Below are 21,951 nucleotides of genomic sequence, written 5' to 3'. Positions count from 1 at the left end.
TGTTAAGTCAGAAGAAGTAATGTTACCGTCACCATTAAAGGCAGTCGGATCAACTACTAGGGCACCTGCACCGTTTTGTGTTAAACCAGTACCTGCAACATCCGCGTTTATTTTAGCAGCTGTTACTGCATCGTCATTAATCTTTCCAGTAGTTACAGCGTTATCATTGATCTTAACAGTAGTCACTGCGTTGTCAGCTAATTCTGTAGTTCCAACAGCACCTGCAGCGATTTCTAGTGTAACATCTCCAAGTAAAGCGTTTGTATCACCACCAACCGTTAAGTCAGAAGAGGTAATGTTACCGTCACCGTTAAAGGCAGTAGGATCTACCACTAAAGCACCCGCACCGTTTTGTGTTAAACCAGTACCCGCAACATCCGCGTTTATTTTAGCAGCTGTTACCGCATCGTCATTAATCTTTCCGGTAGTTACAGCGTTATCGTTGATCTTAACAGTAGTCACTGCGTTGTCAGCTAATTCAGTAGTACCAACAGCACCTGCAGCGATTTCTAGTGTAACATCTCCTAATAAAGCGTTTGCATCACCACCAACCGTTAAGTCAGAAGAGGTAATGTTACCGTCACCGTTAAAGGCAGTTGGATCTACTACTAAGGCACCGGCACCGTTTTGAGTTAAACCAGTACCTGCAACATCCGCGTTTATTTTAGCAGCTGTTACTGCATCGTCATTAATTTTCCCGGTAGTTACAGCGTTGTCGTTGATCTTAACTGTAGTTACTGCATTGTCAGCTAATTCTGTAGTTCCTACAGCACCTGCCGCGATTTCTAGTGTAACATCTCCAAGTAAAGCATTTGCATCACCACCAACCGTTAAGTCAGAAGAAGTAATGTTACCGTCACCGTTAAAGGCAGTCGGATCTACCACTAAAGCACCTGCACCGTTTTGTGTTAAACCGGTACCTGCAACATCGGCATTTATTTTAGCAGCTGTTACTGCATCGTCATTAATCTTTCCAGTAGTTACAGCGTTGTTATTGATTTTTCCTGTAGTTACGGCGTTATCGTTAATCTTAACCGTAGTCACTGCGTTGTCAGCTAATTCAGTAGTACCAACAGCACCTGCCGCGATTTCCAGTGTAACATCTCCTAACAAAGCGTTATCATCACCACCAACCGTTAAGTCAGAAGAAGTAATGTTACCGTCACCGTTAAAGGCAGTCGGGTCTACCACTAAAGCGCCCGCACCGTTTTGTGTTAAACCAGTACCTGCAACATCCGCGTTTATTTTAGCAGCTGTTACCGCATCGTCATTGATCTTAGCGGTAGTTACAGCGTTATCGTTGATCTTAACAGTAGTTACTGCGTTGTCAGCTAATTCTGTAGTACCAACAGCACCTGCCGCGATTTCTAGTGTAACATCTCCTAACAAAGCGTTTGCATCACCACCAACCGTTAAGTCAGAAGAAGTAATGTTACCGTCACCATTAAAGGCAGTAGGATCAACTACTAAAGCACCGGCCCCGTTTTGTGTTAAACCAGTACCTGCAACATCCGCGTTTATTTTAGCTGCTGTTACTGCATCGTCATTAATCTTTCCAGTAGTTACAGCGTTGTTATTGATTTTTCCTGTAGTTACGGCGTTATCGTTGATCTTAACCGTAGTCACTGCGTTGTCAGCTAATTCTGTAGTTCCAACAGCACCTGCAGCGATTTCCAGTGTAACATCTCCAAGTAAAGCGTTTGCATCACCACCAACCGTTAAGTCAGAAGAAGTAATGTTACCGTCACCGTTAAAGGCAGTCGGATCTACAACTAAAGCACCCGCACCGTTTTGTGTTAAACCAGTACCCGCAACATCCGCATTTATTTTAGCAGCTGTTACTGCATCATCATTGATCTTCGCAGTAGTTACCGCATTGTTATTAATCTTTCCAGTAGTTACAGCGTTATCGTTTATTTTAACAGTAGTTACTGCATTGTCAGCTAATTCTGTAGTTCCAACAGCACCTGCAGCGATTTCTAGTGTAACATCTCCAAGTAAAGCGTTTGCATCACCACCAACCGTTAAGTCAGAAGAGGTAATGTTACCGTCACCATTAAAGGCAGTCGGATCAACTACTAAGGCACCCGCGCCGTTTTGTGTTAAACCAGTACCTGCTACATCAGCATTTATTTTAGCAGCTGTTACCGCATCGTCATTGATCTTTCCAGTAGTTACAGCGTTATCGTTTATTTTAACAGTAGTCACTGCATTGTCAGCTAATTCTGTAGTTCCAACAGCACCTGCAGCTGTTACTGCATCGTCATTAATTTTCCCGGTAGTTACAGCGTTATCGTTGATCTTAACCGTAGTTACTGCGTTGTCAGCTAATTCAGTAGTACCAACAGCGCCTGCAGCGATTTCTAGAGTAACATCTCCGAGTAAAGCGTTAGCATCACCACCAACCGTTAAGTCAGAAGAAGTAATGTTACCGTCACCGTTAAAGGCAGTTGGATCTACCACTAAAGCACCCGCACCGTTTTGTGTTAAACCAGTACCCGCAACATCAGCGTTTATTTTAGCAGCTGTTACCGCATCGTCATTGATCTTAGCGGTAGTTACTGCGTTGTTATTGATTTTTCCTGTAGTTACGGCGTTATCGTTAATCTTAACCGTAGTCACTGCGTTGTCAGCTAATTCAGTAGTACCAACAGCGCCTGCTGAAATTTCCAGTGTAACATCTCCTAATAAAGCGTTTGCATCACCACCAACCGTTAAGTCAGAAGAAGTAATGTTACCGTCACCGTTAAAGGCAGTCGGATCTACAACTAAAGCACCCGCACCGTTTTGTGTTAAACCAGTACCTGCAACATCCGCGTTTATTTTTGCAGCTGTTACTGCATCGTCATTGATCTTACCGGTAGTTACAGCGTTGTCGTTGATCTTAACCGTAGTCACTGCATTGTCAGCTAATTCTGTAGTTCCAACAGCACCTGTAGCGATCTCTAGTGTAACATCTCCTAATAAAGCGTTTGCATCACCACCAACCGTTAAGTCAGAAGAAGTAATGTTACCGTCACCATTAAAGGCAGTCGGATCAACTACTAAGGCACCCGCACCGTTTTGTGTTAAACCAGTACCTGCAACATCAGCGTTTATTTTAGCAGCTGTTACCGCATCGTCATTGATTTTTCCTGTAGTTACAGCGTTATCGTTAATCTTAACCGTAGTTACTGCATTGTCAGCTAATTCTGTAGTTCCAACAGCACCTGTAGCGATCTCTAATGTAACATCTCCAAGTAAAGCGTTTGCATCACCACCAACGGTTAAGTCAGAAGAGGTAATGTTACCGTCACCGTTAAAGGCAGTCGGATCAACTACTAAGGCACCCGCACCGTTTTGTGTTAAACCAGTACCTGCTACATCAGCATTTATTTTAGCCGCTGTTACTGCATCATTTGCAATTTCATTTGCCGTAACTCCTCCGTTAGCAATATCAATCGTAAAAGGATCAGCTTCAGTACCACTACCGTTCCTAATAAGGGTAGCGTCTGTAGCATTTACAATCTCATTACCTATAACCTGATCTTTATCGTTATTATTTGCAGCAACTAATTCGTCAATCGCAGCTTGAACGGTTGTCGCTGTTAATCCAGAAGTTGCGTTATTATAGGTGGTACCACTGGCGGTAGGGGTAAAGGTAACATCACTACCATCGTTGTTTGTGAACGTAAAGGTACCGTTACCATTATCGGTTAAATCTGCTTTTGAGATTACTTGAGTACTACCGTCTTCCGAGGTATACGTGAAGGTTCCGTTAGCATTATCAACCAGTGTTGTTTTGGTTTCAATATTTCGAACGAGATTCGTCAAATTTAGTTGGGTAGTAGTACCGTCCTCATCCACGTAATCAATATTCGTATTATCAGCATTTAAACTAATTCGAGTAAGCGTTTCTAAATTTTTAACATCAATTACCGTTGGAACTCCATTTTCTGCAGTATAGGTAAATGTCCCATCCGTATTTTCTACAATGGTAGTTAATGTTTCAATTGTTTTGATTACTGTTCCTAAATTTACACTACCACCGTTAAGTAAGTTTAAGGTATTGGTTGCGTTATCATAGGTAAGTACTTGAATTTCGTTCGTCGGATCACTATCCGCATCGTTGATTAACGAACTCAAGTTTACGGTTCCCCAATCTCCAAGGGTCAATTCTTTTGTAATTTCATTAAATAGTAATTGACGGGTATTGGTTGCCGCACAAAGACTTTCCCAAACCATGCCGTTGTATTGATACACACAATCTTCATCTGTGTTGTACACTAGGGCACCTTGAAGTGGGAAAATAGCATTCATCTGTGCATCGGTAACACGAGTAATAACTAAAACCTTGTTATTGCTTTCGAGTTCCAAAACGGAATTGCTATTAATGACATTCGGATTATCTCCAATCTTTACCTGCGCGTAAAGACTGATGGAAGATAGGACTAAAATTAGGATAGTAAGTATTCTCTTCATAATATAACGATATTAATTCACTGAAAACCAGTGTTTTTTCAGTGAGAGTAAGGATTATATATATATATTAGACGTTATTTGCCTTAGTTAAGTCACAAAAGTAGTACTTAATTAAGGTTTTTAACAGTTGATATATAGTTTTTTAAATGTAAAATCTCTTTTGCAAACTCCATAGAACTTTTATACGGAGTATTTAATTTTTTATGATTTGTTATTGCTATTTGATATAAATTTTTCCAATGTTTTCTGATTTCTTTAAGAGCTTTGAAATAAGTATAGTTATTGCTGTCATAGATATGAGTGGGTTCAGCAATAATCCCGTTAATTTCAAGGATTTTAAAATTTAGCCCCTGTTCTAATTCTTCAAAACTGTTGTATTTGATGTCGAGTCGTCCATAATACCAGCCATCAATACTTTTATTGAGTTTGTCAAAAGTGTTTTGAAGTGTTTGAGACACGAGGTGACTTCCATTAATGAATTGTGTTCCCTTGCAGTGATTTCCAATTACCGAAAGAAAAACTTCTTCATTTAAACGCGGGATATACGACAGATCGATATCCTCGTTTTCCTCAATTAACGTTCTATACAATTTCGCTCTTTCGTCTTTCAAAATCAGTTCTTCTACAGTGGATGTTCCATCACCGATCACCGTAAGAAATTTCTTTAGGGTAATTGAAGTAATTTGTCCACAGTTATCAAAGGGATTGCGATAGTAGAAGATACCACATTCGTTTTTATACTCTATAAATTCTTGAATAATGGTAGCGATTGGATATTTTGTTAAATAGCGCTGTAGTTCAGAAGTAGTTTTGATTTTGTGAACCAACAGGCCTCTAAAGCCAATATCGGGTTTTGCGATTAAGGGAAACTCTATTTTTTGATCTGCTAATTGCCCTAGAACTTCTTCAAAACTAGTGTTTGGGGAAACTAGTACTGATTTTGGTCTGTAGGCTTGAGGGATTAATTGAAGTGTAGCGTACTTACTTTCCGTTCCGTTTCCAGAGCTTTTGATACTCGGGTTAACAGCCGTAAAAAAAGCAGGGTGTTTTGCTTTATAAGCAAGATAGAAGGCGTAAGGAACATTTGGCAAGTAAAACATACTCGACGGCCAATATTCCCAATTCAATAATTTTTGAATTTTGTTCATTATCCTCAAATCTTATTCTTTAAAAAGTGTGTCAACTATCCCTTTGAAGGTTCGAAAACCATAATATACGCTATATAAAGTTAATAAAATTCCTGCAATTAATAAAATATATGCAAGGAATACTTTGGGGTAGTCTTTAAATATTCTTAATGCTTTGAAGGCTATGTTTAATACGAGGGGGGAAAAAATTAACAAGCCTAAAAGTATGAGTAGTCGTTTTAAGTTTTGCTCCATATATTACTGATTACTGCGGTAGTTTTCCATTGCTTCTCGCACATTTCCGTATTTTTTTAATAAGGTTGCTGCACGTGCTTTGTCGATTTTTAGGTTTGAAACTAACATGTTAATTCCCCTTTCTACTAATTTGTTGTTAGAGAGTTGCATATCTACCATTTTATTACCTTTTACTTTGCCCAACTGAATCATAGTAGCGGTGGATATCATATTCAGTACTAATTTTTGTGCCGTTCCTGCTTTCATTCTCGAGCTTCCCGTGACGAATTCCGGCCCAACCACAACAGCGATTGGATAGTTGGCTGTTTTTGCAAGTGGGCTTTCCGCATTGCAGGTAATACAACCTGTAGGGATGCCTTTTTCATTGCATTTTTCCAAGGCTGATATCACATAAGGAGTCGTTCCTGAGGCAGCAATACCAATTACGACATCATTCGTCGTTATCTCGTGTGCTTCCAAATCACGCCATCCCTGGTCTGTCGAGTCTTCGGCGAATTCCACTGCTTTTCTAATGGCTTGATCTCCTCCAGCTATGATACCTACAACCAATTCGTGTGGGACACCGAAAGTTGGAGGACATTCACTGGCGTCGACAATACCGAGTCGTCCACTAGTACCGGCTCCAATGTAAAATAAGCGACCGCCAGATTTGAGTTGCTGTACAACAATCTCAATTAGCTTTGTGATGGCGTTTAGCTCTTTTTCTACGGCAAGGGCAACTTTTTGGTCTTCCTTGTTGATGTTAGAAACCAGTTCGTTAACACTCATGTCTTCAAGGTTTTGATAGAGAGAGTCTCGTTCTGTAGTCTTTTCAAAGTTCATAGGGTCAAAAGTACAAATATAGTACGTAAACTTAAGGTCAAATATCGTTGAATTACCGAGTTATACGGATGAATGGGTAATTCAAAATGATTAAAAATAAGTAGGGGGAAGGGTATAAAAAAAGCAGGCCTTAGCCTGCTTTTAATTGTTGTATAACTATTAAAACTTAGCTAATAAATCGTTTAATAGTGCACTAGGACGCATAATAGCGTTAGCTAATTCATCGTTTGGTTCGTAGTAACCACCAATATTGGCAGCGCCACCTTGTACTTGGTTCAGCTCATCAACAATAGCAGACTCGTTGGCTTTGAAAGCCTCAGCAATCGGTCCGAATTCAGCTTTTAATTCAGCATCTGTATCTTGATTTGCAAGAGCTTCAGCCCAGTAAAGTGCTAAATAGAAGTGTGACCCTCTATTGTCGAGCTCTCCGGCTTTTCTAGATGGGCTCTTTCTATTGTCTAAAAGTAGTCCTGTAGCATCATCTAAGGCATCAGCAAGTACTTTAGCTTTAGCGTTACCTGTAGTGGTACTCAAGTGCTCTAATGATACAGCAAGTGCTAAGAACTCTCCTAATGAATCCCAACGTAAGTGGTTTTCAGAAGTTAATTGTTGTACGTGCTTAGGGGCAGATCCACCAGCACCTGTTTCGAACAATCCTCCACCGTTCATCAATGGAACTATTGATAACATCTTTGCAGAAGTTCCTAATTCTAAAATAGGGAAGAGGTCAGTAAGGTAGTCACGTAATACATTTCCAGTAACAGAAATAGTATCTTTTCCTTCTTTAACGCGAGCTAAGGTGTATTTAGTTGCTTCGATTGGCGATAGGATTTTAATTTCTAATCCATCGGTATCGTGATTTTGTAAGTACTTTTCAACTTTTTTAATCAATTCAGCATCGTGAGCTCTGTTTGCTCCCAACCAGAAAATTGCAGGAGTTTGCGTCGCTTTTGCTCTGGTAACAGCCAATTTAACCCAGTCTTGAATAGGGGCATCTTTGGTTTGACACATTCTCCAGATATCACCTGATTCTACTTCGTGTTCTAGTAAAACGGTTCCAGCAGCATCGATAACTTGAACTTTACCGTTTGCGGTCATTTCAAAAGTTTTATCGTGTGATCCGTACTCTTCGGCCTTTTGAGCCATCAATCCTACGTTAGGAACGGTTCCCATAGTAGTAGGGTCAAATGCTCCATTTTGCTTACAGAAGTCAATCGTTTCTTGGTAAAGTCCAGCATATGAACTATCAGGAATTACTGCTTTCGTGTCTTGAGTTTTTCCTTCTTTGTTCCACATTTGCCCTGATGTTCTGATCATGGCAGGCATAGAAGCATCGATAATAACATCAGAAGGTACGTGTAAATTGGTAATTCCCTTGTCTGAGTCAACCATAGCTAAATCAGGACTGTTAGCGTATACCGCGTCGATATCCGCTAAGATCGCTGCTTTTTCTTCTTGACTTAAACTTTCTAAGTTCGCGAGTAAATTTCCAAAACCATTGTTTACATCCACTCCAATTTTGTCAAAAGTAGCACCGTGCTTTTCAAAAAGGTCTTTGAAGAATACGCGTACGGCATGTCCAAAAATGATTGGGTCCGAAACTTTCATCATCGTTGCCTTCATGTGTAATGAAAACAAGACACCTTGCTCTTTAGCCTCTGCAACCTGTGCTTCTAAGAAAGCTACAAGTTTGCGTTTGTTCATTACCGAAGCATCGATAACTTCACCGGCAAGCAAACTTACTTTTTCTTTTAATGTAGTTGTATTTCCGTCAGCATCTGTATGAACAATGCGTACGTCAGTAGCAGCTGCTACTGTTGTTGATTTTTCGTTATGAGCGAAGTCTCCTTCAGTCATGGTAGCTACATGCGTCTTTGAATTCGCATCCCAAGCTCCCATTGAGTGTGGATTTTTCTTCGCGTAATTTTTTACAGCTTTAGGAGCTCGCCTGTCTGAGTTACCTTCTCTTAAAACAGGATTTACAGCTGACCCTTTTATTTTATTGTAACGAGCTAATACGCTTTTTTCTTCTTCAGATGTTGCCTCTTCAGGGTAGTCAGGCAAGGCATATCCCAATCCTTGAAGTTCCTTGATAGCCGCTTTTAACTGAGGTACTGAAGCAGAGATATTCGGTAATTTAATGATATTAGCTTCTGGTTTTTTAGCCAATTCACCTAAAAATGCCAACGCATCTTCAACGCGTTGCTCTTCAGTTAAGTATTCAGGGAAATTAGCAAGAATACGACCTGCAAGAGAAATATCTTTAGTTTCAATACTGATGTTTGAAGATTTAGTAAATGCTTCTACGATAGGTAAAAACGAACGAGTAGCCAAAGCTGGGGCTTCATCCGTTTTTGTATACATGATTTTAGCCGTATTATTCATAAGTAAATTTTAATTAAATATTTTGAAGTCAGGCAAATTTATGAATAAGTGGTGAAATTTTTAGTAGATAATTCTTATAAATTGAGTGTTATAATTGAAGATAGTGTAAAATTTTAGAGGAATTTTGTCTTTTTGTTAGAAATAACAAAAGCCATATTAGGTAAATTGGCTAATATGGCTTTCAGAAATTGAGCTGCTACGAACAAATTAGCTTTTCAATTTCAAGGAGAACATCTCCCTCCAGTAAACGACTTTTAATTAATTCAATAACTATTATTACTTCTTGCAATGGATGTTTTCAATGTACCAAATAGTATGTTGACTGCCATCTCTTTAACGTTAACATGAATACCAAAGTATTTACTGGCTTTTTCAAAGATACGGAGAAATGGTAAAAGTGTTTTTGTTTTAAGTGTTTTGTTATCAACAATTTAAGTAGGGTGTGCTGTCAACAATTGTTAATAAAAAAAGCGCCGTTTTACGGCGCTTTTTAAAATGCTTTTGAAGCTATTAGTTTCTTCTTTCTTTGATTCTTGCTTTTTTACCAGTAAGACCTCTAAAGTAGAAGATACGAGCTCTACGAACTTTACCTCTTTTAGTTACTTCGATCTTTTGGATTGATGGCAAGTTAACTGGGAAGATACGCTCAACTCCAACTGTTCCAGACATCTTTCTGATAGTAAAAGTTTCAGAAGATCCGTTTCCTCTGCGTTGGATTACTACACCTTTAAAGAACTGAGTACGTGTTTTGTTCCCTTCCTTAATTTCGTAGTATACAGTGATTGTATCACCAGCAGCGAATTCAGGTAATTCATTTTTTGTTACAAATTCGTCTTGTACAAATTTTACTAAAGATTCCATTTTTTTGTTTTTTATGTTTTACGAAAAGCAACATTCACGATTTTCGTCAGAGGTTGATTTTTGTGCGTGCAAATTTAGTTTTTTTTTCTGAAAAGAAAAGCTACTAGTCTAATTATTTTTAGGTTATCATAGTTTTTTGAATAGCTTATTAAATTGTTGTCTTTGTGTGAAGTAGTAGTCGATTGTTTAAGTATACTTAAAGTTTCCCTAAGCTTGTATAAACATAGTGCAGGTAGTTTTATTTTCTAAAATTACCGCTGTTATGGGGATACATATTACCACTAAAATTCCACAAAAATACAAATGGCAAATCTGGACTGTTGGCGCTTTGCACAATTTACGGTATTTGTTAGAGAGCATTCGAGTACAAACTTATGTGTTGTATTCCGTGTTTTTTATGGCTAGTTTCATTTTGATAGTCAGTATGAATAAGTTTAGCTTGCACAAATTGATGAATAGCTATCACCATCCTTTTTTTGATTGGTTTTTTAAGTACAGTACCCATCTTGGTGATGGAGCTGTGTTCGGGGTGTTGGTTTTGGTGTTTTTATTTATAAACAGGAAAATGGCATTGGTTTTTTTGACGAGTGGAGTACTTACTTTGTTAATAACTCATTTGTTGAAAAAGGTGATTTTTTATGGAATAGCTAGGCCTTTAGGAGCTATGTCAGGAGAAGAACTGCATTTAGTGCAAGGGGTGAAAATGGCCTTTTGGCACTCGTTTCCTTCCGGGCATACTACAACAGCCTTTGCTGTGTTTACCATTTTATGCTTGTATTTTAGAAAGTGTAAAAGTCAATATGTTTGGTTGGCGCTCGCAATGATAGCCGGACTTTCAAGAGTGTATTTATCTCAACATTTTCTGTTGGATGTTTTTGTGGGGTCTTTTATAGGTTGCTGTATTGCTTTTATGAGTATGAGTTTCTTTTTTAATCCCAAACCAACAGCAAGCGTACATTAATGGAGAAATATCACAGGTATACCTTGTATTTATTAGGTGTAAGTACAGTAGTACGTTTGTTTTTGGCTAATGCATTGGAGTTCGGAAACGATGAAGTTTATTATTGGTTATATGCCAAGTATCCAGCGCTAAGCCATTTTGATCACCCAGGATTTGTGGGACTCTTCATTCAGTTTTTTACCGGAAATCTTTGGTGGGAGACAGAGCTAGCTGTACGTTTGGCGGCAGTAATCCCAGCAACCATAGCTATGTATGTGGTATTTTTGATGGGAGCAATGCTACGAGATGAGCAAACTGGTTTTGTTGCTGTGATTTTATACAACTTAAGTATATACGGAGGCATTATTGCCGGAATTTTTATTTTACCGGATGCTCCCTTGGTGCTCTTTTGGTTATTGGCTTGCTACTTTTTTATGAAATCGATTCCTTATGAGCCTAATAAAACGAATCGTCGCTTTATGGTACTTGGTCTGTTCTTTACTGGCTGTGCTATGTATTCAAAGTACCAAGCCGTATTTTTACTAGTGGGGCTGTTTGCTTATTTGTTGATTTACAATCGGGAATGGTTGCGACAAGCTGCGGTGTACTTGGGTTTGTTGTTTCCGGTTGTTGCCATTGGTCTTGTGGGGTATTGGAATTTTGAGAATGATTTTATCAGTTACCGATTTCATGGAGATCGCGTGTCGCTCTTGAGCGCTGAATTTAATGGGACTACTTTTGGACGAGAATTGTTGGGGCAAGTACTATATAGCAATCCGTATGTGTTTGTGATTCTTTTGTTGACAATGCTGGCGTTAAGGAAAAAACGATTGGTGCTCAACCATCAGTATACAAGAATTTTTATGTGTTTTGCCTTACCTTTAGTTTTGGTTTCACTGTATTTGTCAATGTTTCGTCCCACCTTACCGCACTGGTCTGGAGTTGCTTATTTAACCTTGATTCCGTTGTTAGCTTTTTATATCGTAAGTAAGGCTATTTCTATTAGAAAATTAGGTATAGGATTGGCTACTTTCTACGTCTTGCTTATCGTGGCAAGTATAACTATCAATACGGGTTGGCTTTTGCCAGATCCTAAAGTAGAAACTCCAGAATTAGCTGGTAGGCGTGATGCGTTAATGGATATGTACGGTTGGAAGCAAGTAGGAAGGAAGTTGGAACAATTTTTTAAGGAAGAGCAGTTAACAGAATTACCTATTGTTTCTGACAAGTGGTTTCCGGCAGCGCATATCGATTATTATGTGGCGCATCCCCTCGGAATGAAGGTGTATGGTTTGGGGAATCTGCGCGATATTCACAAGTATTATTGGATTAATAAAGAGTATGAAGCTCTCGATCTACAACGAGTGCTGTACATTACGGATAGCAGGAATTTTAGAAGGCCATCAGAGATTTATAGTCATCTTTACCAGCGTATGGAGTGTTTAGTAGTCCTTCCAGTGTTGAGAAATGGAAGGACCGTGAAAAATGTTTTTGTCTACCAACTCATTAAGGAGTAGGTAAGTAATGAGTACAGCGGTAAACCCAGAATTTTCGCAACTTTTTACCGTTTTTTTCTATGATGATTGGAGTGAGTTGTTCTACTTTCTTAAAATATTTTTCAAGTAGTTCTGGTGTTTTATCCGATTTATCACTGTTTTTGAATCGCGTGTCAGAATCTATAAACAATGCATTTTTTCCGGCTAATGTTGATAAGTCGTCTCCGAGGTAGTCAAAATGCAATGCGTGTTTACCCAATATATTTTGGGCGTATACTTTGTCTTTGAGGTAGAAGGTTAGCGCCGCCGAGGTTTTGTATTTGTCGTCAGAAAAGACAAAGGAATTCGGGTTCTTGTCTAGTAATTCTTGGGTTTCTGTCGCCAATGCTTCCCAACCTACCCAGGTATCATCGCTTTTGATAGGGACGAGGTAGAACACTACTTGAGCTGCTACTAAAACATGCAGAACTACAGAAATGATTACTTGTATTTTGAGTTGTTTTTTTCGAACAAACATTCCCGCTAAAATAATTCCTGTGATATAGGATGGCATGAGCCAATTTAGTTTCACCCAATAGATAGGGGTTAAACTCATAAAGCCCACAAATGTAGGGATGAAAAAGGCGAGTAGGAAAAGTGTTTTCGTCGGAGGTAAAGTAAGTTTAGTTAAAGCGCGTTTAATATACTTCCAAGTGAAAACCAAAAAGAGACCAAACAATATAGGAAGTAATAATACTAGCTGATGTGCTAAAGCTCCAAAGAAAAAGTTAGGATGCAGCTTAAACTTTGACATCGAGGAAGTCCTATTAGACGATTGGAATAAAAAGGATGCAAAATCATGCTGGTAATTCCACCACCATACCGGAAAGGTAACTGCAGCGGATAACAGTAGTGAAATCCATAACCAAGGGCTGAGTAATAATTTGCGATAGCGATTTGAAAACAGTAAAAAACTAAGTAACCCAAATTGCAATAAAACAGCGGTATACTTACTGTCAAAAGCCAAGCCCATGGCAATTCCTGCCCATATCCAGTATATTTTTTTGTTTTCGAAAATAGCACAGTATAAGCTCAATACACTGAGGGTCCAGAAGAGTAGCAACGGAACATCAGGCGTTGAATTGAACGATAAAATCGAGATAAAGAGCGTGGAACCTAGCAAAACTAAAGCACGTCCTGCCCGATGTTTTGATAGGAATTTTAATGCTAATTGGTAAAAACTCCATATGGTTAACGAGGTCACGGTGAAGTCTGCTAATTTTACGACAAAAACGAATTTACCGAAAACCAGTGTAAAGCCTCTTAGTATATAGCCAATCATTCCAGGGTGATCAAAATAGGAGAGCGAAAGGTTTTCTCCATAAAAATGATAATAAGCATCCTGAGGCATGAGCCCCATAAAAGGGAGCAATAAAAATCTGAAAAGTTGAAATGCTAAAATAAAGGCAAGAGCGGGATGCTTTTGCGCAAAGGCTTGTAGTGATTTCAAAGGCTTGCGTTTTACAGTCGTTAAATTAATCTTCTAATAGGTCAGGTCGTATCATTTCTGTTCGTTTGTAGGCCTGATCAGCTCTCCATTCTTCAATTTTTGGGAAATTCCCTGAAAGCAATATTTCTGGCACTTTGAGTCCGTTGTAGTCCGCGGGTCTCGTATATACAGGAGGTGCTAATAAATTGTCTTGAAAAGAGTCTGTAAGAGCAGAAGTTTCATCACCGAGAACTCCAGGTAACAATCGAATGACAGCATCACACAGCACAGCAGCAGCGAGTTCACCACCAGTGAGTACGTAATCGCCAATAGAAATTTCGCGAGTGACAAACAGGTCTCGTACGCGTTGATCAACGCCTTTGTAATGCCCTGTTAATATGATGATGTTTTTTTTAAGTGATAAGGTATTTGCCGTAGCTTGATTCAGTGTTTTAGCATCTGGAGTCATATAAATAACTTCATCGTATTCACGCTCGGCTTTTAGTTTTTCTATACACTTAGCTATAGGTTCTATCATCAGTACCATGCCTGCACCACCTCCAAACTGGTAATCGTCTATTTGACGGTAGTTGCCAAAACCATACTCACGGAGATTGTGGAAATGTACTTCGGCTAGGTTTTTTTCTATCGCCCTTTTCATCATTGAATTTTCAAAAGGACTTTTTATTAAATCGGGTTCTACAGTAATAATATCAATTCGCATGTTGCAAAAGTAAGGTTTCACTGCGTATCTAGAAATTATATTTTGAGGATAGGTTTACTTTCTTTGCGTTTGGTGGTGTCTTTTTTTACTTTAGGTGGAGGAAAACCTATAGTTGTACTCGAGTAGCTCGTCCCAAAAGTTTTGTTCGCCTGTAGTACTTGAGCAACGGCATCGGAAAATTGAGAAGTCGTTAAGGGACGCCAGGGATGTGTAAAAACGGACCATAATACACCGTCTGAAATGGCGTATCGAACGTCAAGTGCGGTGTGGAAATTGGCAGTCATGGCATGAATTATTTGTTCTGGTAGTACTTGTTTTATCGAGACTATAGGCGACATGATTCGCATTCTGTTTGCAGTGGTATCCGTGATGCATATCAAAAGCGTTTGATCAATTTCAAATTGCCAGGTGTTTTGAATACGTTGAACCTTTTCGGTTTTTGTGTTTAGGATGCTGTCTAAGGTATGGAGTTGTATTTCTTGGGCTTGGAGAGCCAAAGAGTAAAAGTAAAGGAGGAAGAAAAGTGATCTCATAATAACCCAATTTGTCACTTAGTCGGATTCGTTGCGGATTCCTATCTATAAAAAAAAGGCCGAAGCCTTTTTTTAAAATCCTTTAGCAGTATCGTCACCACGATGATCAGCTCCTCCTTCTAACTTTCCGTTAGGTAGCACTAGTATCGCGTCTACTTTGCCCAATACAGGAGCATTACTTTCATCGATGTGATAGCCTTTTTCAGTGAGTTGTTTTTTTAGATTGGCATCGAAACCGTCAGGTTCCATACGAATGACATCTGGTAGCCATTGGTGGTGAAATCGAGGTTGGTTTACAGCTTCTTGCATGCTCATATTGTACTCGTGTACGTTGAGTATGGTTTGTAGTACAGAGGTGATAATTGTAGAGCCGCCGGGAGTTCCGACAACCATCCAAAGCTTGCCATTTTTTTCAATGATGGTAGGGGTCATAGAGCTCAACATGCGTTTTTCGGGCATGATTTCGTTGGCTTTCGCACCTACAAGTCCAAACATATTGGGTACACCGGGTTTACTGCTAAAATCATCCATTTCATTGTTGAGGAAAAAGCCCAGTTCACTGGTGTAAAGCTTTGATCCATAACCACCATTTATGGTAGTGGTGACAGAAACAGCATTTCCAAATGAGTCGACAATGGAGTAGTGCGTTGTTTCATCGCTTTCGACAATTTCTATATTTCCGTGGCCAACTTCACTTGATTTTGTCGCCTTATCAAAAGAGAAATTCTTCATTCGTTCCTCGATGTATGTATCGTTGAGGAGTTTGGAAGTAGGTACCGTTACAAAATCGGGGTCACCTAAATAAAAGCTTCTATCCGCATAGGCTCTGCGTTCTGCTTCGGTGATTAATTGAATGCTCTTTATTGAGTTATGTCCGTATTGTGAAATGTTATAGGGAGCAATACTTTTCAGTATTTGGCCTAGGCAAATTCCTCCACTTGAAGGAGGAGCCATTGAAACAACAGTCAAATCGTCGTAGGAAATACTCACTGGTGTTCTCCATTTAGCCTGGTATTTTTCTAAGTCTTCCAAGGTGATATAGCCTCCCATTTTTTGAAGAAAATCCACCAGCTTTTGTGCTGTTTCACCTTTGTAAAATTCATCGCGTCCATGCTTTTTGATGCGAGTCAGTGTATTGGCCAGCGCTTTGTATTGGATGGTGTCACCAATTTGCCAATGTTTGGCAAGCAGTATGGTATCAGTGTTGGCTTTAAAAAAGTTTGGACGGTGTTTGTTGAGGCGTTTGTATTGTTTTTCAGTCACGACAACGCCTTTGTTTGCCAAATTAATAACAGGAGTTAGGATATCTTCGATTGGTAAAGTTCCAAATTTTCTGTGAGCTTCAAAAACACCTGCAATGGTACCAGGAACACCAACAGCTGTTGCTCCAAGAGTACTTTTGTTTGGGATGACGTTGCCTAGGCTGTCTAAGTACATATCTCTATGGGCGGCTAGGGGTGCTTTTTCTCGATAATCTAGAGCACCGATGTCACCGTTGTTCATGCGGTAGACCATAAAACCACCACCACCAATATTACCAGCATACGGGTAAGATACTGCTAGAGCCAGTTCCGTAGCTACCATAGCATCAAAGGCGTTACCTCCTTTTTTTAAGATGGAGATTCCTATTTCTGAAGCTTCTGATCGTGCAGAAACGACCATAGCATTATCGGCGATAAGTCCTGTTTTTTTTGTTCTGGTTTGACAAGCACAAAAGGCTAAGCTCAGTGCAATACATACTATTTTTTTCATGAAGCTTTGCGTATAAAGAATAAAAAATAAAATAGTAGGCTGTGAAACGACCTACTATTTTATGCCAAATTACAACATTCTATGTAGATAACATTGCGAATGAGTGAACTTCTCAATCAGATCAGAATTTAAGATTCAATCCAACGGAGAAATTCGTTCCTAATTGACCGAGTTGTTGCACGGAATTTGCATAGGCAAAACGACCATTTCCGGTAGTTCCTGTATTGACATTGGTACGATCAGGGTAGACGTTGAAAATGTTGTTGATGACTCCGTGAATTTTGAAGTTTTTATTCAGTTGACAACTCAAGCCCATGTCTGTTGCAATTTTAGCGCTCAAAGTTTGGTCGAATTTTGGATTTTGATGATCTCTATTAGACATGATGGTAACTTCACCAAAACGCGTATTGTTTAGGGTAAAGGTCCAACGTTGAAGGTCGTATTTCAGACTGAGAATGAACTTAGATTTAGGTCTTGAATGCAGAATCAACCCTTGCTCTCTTCGGTCGTAAATAGTGTAGCCATTATTTTTAAATATGGCAGGAGAATCGATAGATGTCATCTGAGTCTTGTTAAAGTTCATAGCGAGATTTGCGGATAGTTTTCCTGTTCCCAGAGGAATTTTATCGTAGTTTAATACGATGTCTGTACCAGTAGTTTTGGTGTTTCCCGCATTGATAAAGAACTGAACACCTTTCACATTGTTGTCTAGCAGAATTTGTTCTATTTCATTGGTAGTGGTGTTATCGTCGTCAAAAGATATCTGTGACGAAAATAAAATTCTATTTTTTATTCTGATTTGGTAAAAATCAACAGAAGCTGAAAATTTTGGATTAAATTTATAGGTTATTCCAGTCGACAGGTTTTTAGAAAGTTCGTGCTTTAAGCTAGGGACCCCCAGTGATTTTACGATAGGATTATCGTTGGCCAGAGTTCCTTGCAGTGTGGGAGCAGCATCTTTTACGATAATGTACTGACTTAGCGTAATGTGGCGTTGATGCAGTGAGGGAGCTCGAAATCCGGTGCTATAGGATGCTCTAATGGCTCCAGACTTTGCTATTTTATAACGGGTATTGAATTTCCAAGAAAAGTTAGAGCCTGTATCTGAGAAATTTTCATACCTACCCGCGAGTCCCATCATGAATTCGTCGGAAAGGTCATAATCTAACTGTGCGTAAAGTCCTGTATTGTGACGCGACCATTTCCCCGCTTCTTCAGGGCGCAGTCCGGCAAAGGAGTCGGAACCTCCTTTGTAATAGGAAAGTGCATCTCCTTCAAAGCCTTTAAATCGTTCTTTTTTGAATTCCAAACCAACGGCAGCACTTACTTTTGGACTGAGAGGACCTGAAAAATCTATATTGGTAATGAGATTATTAAAACTGTATCCTCCGGGAGCGAAACTCCTGGGAGAGTATCCATGGTCTTTAAGGTAATCCCGATTGACGGAGTTGTTGACGAAATAACGCACTTCATTGGAGCCGTAACCGAAGCTTAAGTCTGCTAACCATTTGTCATCCAGGAAGTGGGTTTTTACCCCAAAAGTACTAGAAAAGTCTTCAATGGCCACTTCAAAGGTAGGTTGATACCCTATGTAATCTTCAACACGAGGTCTTATAAATAAAGCGTCTGCAACATCTCTTCGCCAATAGGGAGCTCTGTAGTAAGCAAAACTTTTACCGGCACGTGTTGTATAGCCTCCAAAACCGTAAAATGTTGTTTCGTCTGCTAAGTCTTGTTCGAGATTGACATAGAAATCTTTTTTTTGCATCTCGGGTTGTCCGACAGTCATATTTGCACTGGGGTGTTTGCTGAGCCACTCTTTTTCATAGGGTCTTTTAGCACCTTCTGAGTCCGCATTGACAATCCCGGCTCTGTTTGTAATTTGCTGTTTAAAATACCCCAGTGAAATATTGGCATAGCCGTTTTCACTCAGAGGAATGGAAGTGTTCAAGTCGGATGAAAAGTTAAAACCATCATTCTTTGAAGTGATTCCCGAAGTGGCGTTCAATTCGGTATATTTAGTTTTCTTCTTTAAGATAATATTTAGGACTCCTGCAATGGCATCCGAACCGTATTGCGCAGAGGCTCCGTCTCGCAATACTTCAATTCGTTCAATCGCTGCCGTTGGAATACTCTTTAAGTCAACTCCGACTTCTCCTTTTCCTGGAGTTCGGTTTAGGTATACTTGTGCACTTTGGTTTTTTCTCTTCCCATTGATTAAGACCAGCGTTCTACTGGGGCCTAACCCTCTTAAGTCAGCGGGATCGTAATGAGCAGTGGCATCTGAAATAGCTTGGTTTTGCGCGTTAAAGGAGGGGACTTTGAATACCAACATTCTATCAAAAGTCGTTTTCCCAGTATTGACGAGTTCTCCGGCTTGAATATTGTCGATAGGTACTGGTGAATCCAATACTGTACGCGGTTTAGAACGGTTTCCTGTAATGATTACCTGATCTAATAAAATTCCTTCTTTTAAAGTAACTTGAATTGGGGTGCTATTGGTTACAGTGATTTCTTGGGTCTTGAATCCGACAGCGGAAATCTGTAAGACGGTTGGCAGTTTTTTTACCTCCAAAACAAATAAACCATCAAAATCGGTAGCCGTACCTATGCTGGTTCCTTTTTGAAGTACCGAGGCATTGATAACTGGGACTCCAGTAGCGTCTTTTACCGTTCCTTTGATCGTTTGAGCATGAATGGCGTAACACATTAAGAGGAGTGTATAGAAAGTAGTAATGATAGTTCTCATAAGCGATGAATTTGTGAGAGCTAACTTAGCAATAGGTTATAGCTTGAACATATTGCATGTAATGGACGGTAAGAGTTAAGTAAAAAATGACGGTTTTACTGTCGTGTTAACGAAGTTCCTCAAGTGTTTTTATACTGTGTTCTCGTAGGTGCTCGAAAAATAATTTGAAATCTTTATTAAAGTCATCGTAGTGTTCTAGGAGGTCTTGAGAAGCCAAATTCATCTTTGATTTTCCCTGAGTTCTGCGGTTCATTCCATTGAGGACTTCTTGGATTCCTTTCGCAAATTGATAGTTGTATAACCAGTTGTATTTAATCATGTACGGGAGCATCTCCTGTGTTTTCACTGGCAATATATCAAGGTGTTGGTTTAATAAACGGTATACAGATTGTACGTAGGTTTCCAAGGGAATCTCCGAGTATTGACGCCAATTAATGGCTAAAAAGTGATCGTAAAAGATGTCGATAATAACCCCGCTGTAATGACCGTAGCGCTTGTCTAATCGGCGTTTGCTCTGCCTTACAATATCGTGAGTGTCCGTAAAGGAGTCGATAGCTCGATGTAACCGTATGCCGCGCTGAATATCTGGAGTGTACTGTGTGAATTTAGAACCTTTAATGTGATCGGCAATGAAATTTCCAATCATAATTTCAGTATTGTCAGCAGAAAGGTAAAGGTGAGCAAGAAAATTCATTTCGTAAATGTAACTAAAAAAATCAAGAAATGAATACTACTTTGCGTTTACAAAATTGAATAGAAAAGAAAGCCCGGAGTGTGTTCTCCGGGCTGTATATTTATTTTTTTGGAGTATTTTTTAGGATCTCCAATAAAAACTTCCAGAATTTTTGTGTTGACGAAATCTGTGCGCGTTCGTCTGGTGAATGTGCTCCACGAATATTAGGTCCGAATGAAACCATGTCCATATTCGGATAGTTTTGCCCTAAGATTCCACACTCCAATCCAGCATGACAAGCAGCAACATGTGGTTTTTCTTCGTGTAATTCTTCGTATAAGTCAGTGACAATTTTTAATATTTCACTATTGATATTCGGTAGCCATCCAGGGTAAGATCCTGAAAATTCCACGTCAAAACCAGCGAGCTCAAAAGCTGAGCGTAACGAATTCGCTAAGTCCCATTTATTGGTTTCTGACGAAGAACGCGTAAGACAGCCAATTTTGATAGCGCCTTCCTTTACGATGATACGAGCGATGTTGTTTGAAGTTTCAACAAGCCCTTCGATATCCGGACTCATTCTGTATACACCATTAAGTGCCGTATAAACAGCCTTGATAAGTCCTTCTTGAACTCCTAATTCCATGACCTTTTCAGGAGTACTTACTTCTTTGAGGTCAATATTGAGTTCTGGTTCTAAACTAACAAACTCCGCTTTGATAGCGTTAATTTGTTCGTTTAATTCAAATAAAAATGGCTCTTTTGAAACGGTGTCGATAACTACAGTAGCAAAACTCTCACGAGGAATGGCATTGCGCAAACTTCCTCCGTTGATTTCTGAAATGCGAAGTCCGTAATTGGTAAATCCATCAAACAATAAACGATTCATAATTTTGTTGGCATTCCCAAGTCCTTTATGAATATCCATTCCCGAATGTCCTCCGTTGAGTCCTGTGATAGCGATTTCAAAAGCCGTCGTGTTATCTGGAGTCTCCTCTTCTTGATAGGTTCTCGTTGCGGTTACATCAACACCTCCTGCACATCCCATACCGATTTCATCATCTTCTTCGGTGTCGAGGTTTAATAAAATATCTCCTTCTAACAATCCACCTTCAAGTCCCATAGCTCCCGTCATTCCAGTTTCTTCATCAATGGTAAACAAGGCTTCAATAGCAGGGTGCGGAATATCAGTAGACGCGAGTACTCCCATAATGGCAGCAACTCCTAGGCCGTTGTCGGCACCTAAGGTAGTTCCGTCAGCTTTTACCCAATCTCCATCGATGAACATTTTAATTCCTTCGGCGTCAAAATCAAATTCCGTATCGGCATTTTTTTGATGAACCATGTCGAGGTGACTTTGCATCACTACAATTTTACGGTCTTCCATACCTGCAGTAGCCGGTTTGCGGATGATAACGTTTCCTACCTTATCTACTTGGGTAGGTAGGTTGAGTGACTTCCCAAAGTCGACCATAAATTGAATCACGCGTTCTTCTTTTTTTGAAGGACGAGGAACGGCATTTAAATCGGCAAAGTGTTTCCATACTGCCTGAGGTTCTAGGTTGCGTATTTCTGAATTCATTGTGAATCTGTTCGTTTTAATTTTTCGAATACCAAAGGTAGTCAAAATCGTCAAAGTTTGCTGAAAAAAATAATCCGGAAACCCCAAAAAGCATAGCCCTAATTACGGTGTAAAGTTGTAATT

Annotated in this window: 14 protein-coding genes; 2 read left to right on the top strand and 12 right to left on the bottom strand. The window is 39.5% G+C overall.

Annotation, left to right across the window (positions count from 1 at the left end; genetic code table 11):
* Window positions 1-4,568 precede the first annotated feature (4,568 nt).
* From ACKTS5_RS13680 to rplS, 5 genes are all read right to left on the bottom strand, one after another.
* Window positions 4,569-5,609 carry an ATP-grasp domain-containing protein gene (locus ACKTS5_RS13680; RefSeq protein WP_408044443.1) on the bottom strand — a complete coding sequence of 347 codons (1,041 nt, stop codon included), beginning with the start codon at window positions 5,607-5,609 and terminating at the stop codon, window positions 4,569-4,571.
* A 12-nt stretch (window positions 5,610-5,621) separates the two neighbouring features.
* Entirely contained in the window at window positions 5,622-5,843 is a 222-nt protein-coding gene (locus ACKTS5_RS13675) for a DUF6095 family protein (protein WP_408044442.1), read from the bottom strand.
* 3 nt (window positions 5,844-5,846) lie between these two features.
* Complete coding sequence (gene murQ, locus ACKTS5_RS13670) at window positions 5,847-6,665, bottom strand: N-acetylmuramic acid 6-phosphate etherase (protein WP_408044441.1); 819 nt, start codon at window positions 6,663-6,665, stop codon at window positions 5,847-5,849.
* Window positions 6,666-6,824: 159 nt separating this feature from the next.
* On the bottom strand, window positions 6,825-9,050 hold the full coding sequence (locus tag ACKTS5_RS13665) for an NADP-dependent isocitrate dehydrogenase (RefSeq protein WP_408044440.1): 2,226 nt from the start codon (window positions 9,048-9,050) through the stop codon (window positions 6,825-6,827).
* A gap of 510 nt (window positions 9,051-9,560) precedes the next feature.
* Window positions 9,561-9,911 (bottom strand): 50S ribosomal protein L19, encoded by a 351-nt coding sequence (gene rplS / locus ACKTS5_RS13660; protein WP_408044439.1) that lies wholly within the window; start codon window positions 9,909-9,911, stop codon window positions 9,561-9,563.
* Window positions 9,912-10,173: 262 nt separating this feature from the next.
* Here rplS and ACKTS5_RS13655 point away from each other — a divergent pair, with 262 nt between their 5' ends.
* Window positions 10,174-10,872, top strand: coding sequence for a phosphatase PAP2 family protein (locus ACKTS5_RS13655; RefSeq protein ID WP_408044438.1), 699 nt, complete (start codon window positions 10,174-10,176; stop codon window positions 10,870-10,872).
* Complete coding sequence (locus ACKTS5_RS13650) at window positions 10,872-12,368, top strand: glycosyltransferase family 39 protein (protein WP_408044437.1); 1,497 nt, start codon at window positions 10,872-10,874, stop codon at window positions 12,366-12,368. Before ACKTS5_RS13655 ends, ACKTS5_RS13650 begins: the two co-directional genes overlap by 1 nt.
* Here ACKTS5_RS13650 and ACKTS5_RS13645 read toward each other — a convergent pair.
* From ACKTS5_RS13645 to ACKTS5_RS13615, 7 genes are all read right to left on the bottom strand, one after another.
* On the bottom strand, window positions 12,358-13,836 hold the full coding sequence (locus tag ACKTS5_RS13645) for an ArnT family glycosyltransferase (RefSeq protein ID WP_408044436.1): 1,479 nt from the start codon (window positions 13,834-13,836) through the stop codon (window positions 12,358-12,360). The two genes, ACKTS5_RS13650 and ACKTS5_RS13645, sit on opposite strands and share 11 nt — an antisense overlap.
* Before the next feature lie 25 nt (window positions 13,837-13,861).
* Window positions 13,862-14,539, bottom strand: coding sequence for a tRNA (guanosine(37)-N1)-methyltransferase TrmD (gene trmD / locus ACKTS5_RS13640; protein WP_408044435.1), 678 nt, complete (start codon window positions 14,537-14,539; stop codon window positions 13,862-13,864).
* 35 nt (window positions 14,540-14,574) lie between these two features.
* Entirely contained in the window at window positions 14,575-15,072 is a 498-nt protein-coding gene (locus ACKTS5_RS13635) for a hypothetical protein (RefSeq protein WP_408044434.1), read from the bottom strand.
* 72 nt (window positions 15,073-15,144) lie between these two features.
* Window positions 15,145-16,824 (bottom strand): gamma-glutamyltransferase, encoded by a 1,680-nt coding sequence (ggt, locus tag ACKTS5_RS13630; RefSeq protein ID WP_408044433.1) that lies wholly within the window; start codon window positions 16,822-16,824, stop codon window positions 15,145-15,147.
* Window positions 16,825-16,945: 121 nt separating this feature from the next.
* Entirely contained in the window at window positions 16,946-19,573 is a 2,628-nt protein-coding gene (locus tag ACKTS5_RS13625; protein WP_408044432.1) for a TonB-dependent receptor, read from the bottom strand.
* A 106-nt stretch (window positions 19,574-19,679) separates the two neighbouring features.
* Window positions 19,680-20,267, bottom strand: coding sequence for an acyl carrier protein phosphodiesterase (locus ACKTS5_RS13620; RefSeq protein WP_456243505.1), 588 nt, complete (start codon window positions 20,265-20,267; stop codon window positions 19,680-19,682).
* A gap of 100 nt (window positions 20,268-20,367) precedes the next feature.
* Window positions 20,368-21,828 carry an aminoacyl-histidine dipeptidase gene (locus ACKTS5_RS13615; RefSeq protein ID WP_408044430.1) on the bottom strand — a complete coding sequence of 487 codons (1,461 nt, stop codon included), beginning with the start codon at window positions 21,826-21,828 and terminating at the stop codon, window positions 20,368-20,370.
* Window positions 21,829-21,951: the final 123 nt, after the last annotated feature.

It is taken from the genome of Tenacibaculum litopenaei, assembly GCF_964514025.1.
Lineage (GTDB): Bacteria > Bacteroidota > Bacteroidia > Flavobacteriales > Flavobacteriaceae > Polaribacter > Polaribacter litopenaei.
This window is presented reverse-complemented; position numbering and strand designations above follow the sequence as displayed.

Coding starts and splice junctions, on each gene's coding strand:
- ACKTS5_RS13680 (WP_408044443.1), bottom strand. CDS start 5,609: ATGAACAAAATTCAAAAATTATTGAATTGGGAATATTGGCCGTCGAGT.
- ACKTS5_RS13675 (WP_408044442.1), bottom strand. CDS start 5,843: ATGGAGCAAAACTTAAAACGACTACTCATACTTTTAGGCTTGTTAATT.
- murQ (WP_408044441.1), bottom strand. CDS start 6,665: ATGAACTTTGAAAAGACTACAGAACGAGACTCTCTCTATCAAAACCTT.
- ACKTS5_RS13665 (WP_408044440.1), bottom strand. CDS start 9,050: ATGAATAATACGGCTAAAATCATGTATACAAAAACGGATGAAGCCCCA.
- rplS (WP_408044439.1), bottom strand. CDS start 9,911: ATGGAATCTTTAGTAAAATTTGTACAAGACGAATTTGTAACAAAAAAT.
- ACKTS5_RS13655 (WP_408044438.1), top strand. CDS start 10,174: ATGGGGATACATATTACCACTAAAATTCCACAAAAATACAAATGGCAA.
- ACKTS5_RS13650 (WP_408044437.1), top strand. CDS start 10,872: ATGGAGAAATATCACAGGTATACCTTGTATTTATTAGGTGTAAGTACA.
- trmD (WP_408044435.1), bottom strand. CDS start 14,539: ATGCGAATTGATATTATTACTGTAGAACCCGATTTAATAAAAAGTCCT.
- ACKTS5_RS13635 (WP_408044434.1), bottom strand. CDS start 15,072: ATGAGATCACTTTTCTTCCTCCTTTACTTTTACTCTTTGGCTCTCCAA.
- ggt (WP_408044433.1), bottom strand. CDS start 16,824: ATGAAAAAAATAGTATGTATTGCACTGAGCTTAGCCTTTTGTGCTTGT.
- ACKTS5_RS13625 (WP_408044432.1), bottom strand. CDS start 19,573: ATGAGAACTATCATTACTACTTTCTATACACTCCTCTTAATGTGTTAC.
- ACKTS5_RS13620 (WP_456243505.1), bottom strand. CDS start 20,267: ATGAATTTTCTTGCTCACCTTTACCTTTCTGCTGACAATACTGAAATT.
- ACKTS5_RS13615 (WP_408044430.1), bottom strand. CDS start 21,828: ATGAATTCAGAAATACGCAACCTAGAACCTCAGGCAGTATGGAAACAC.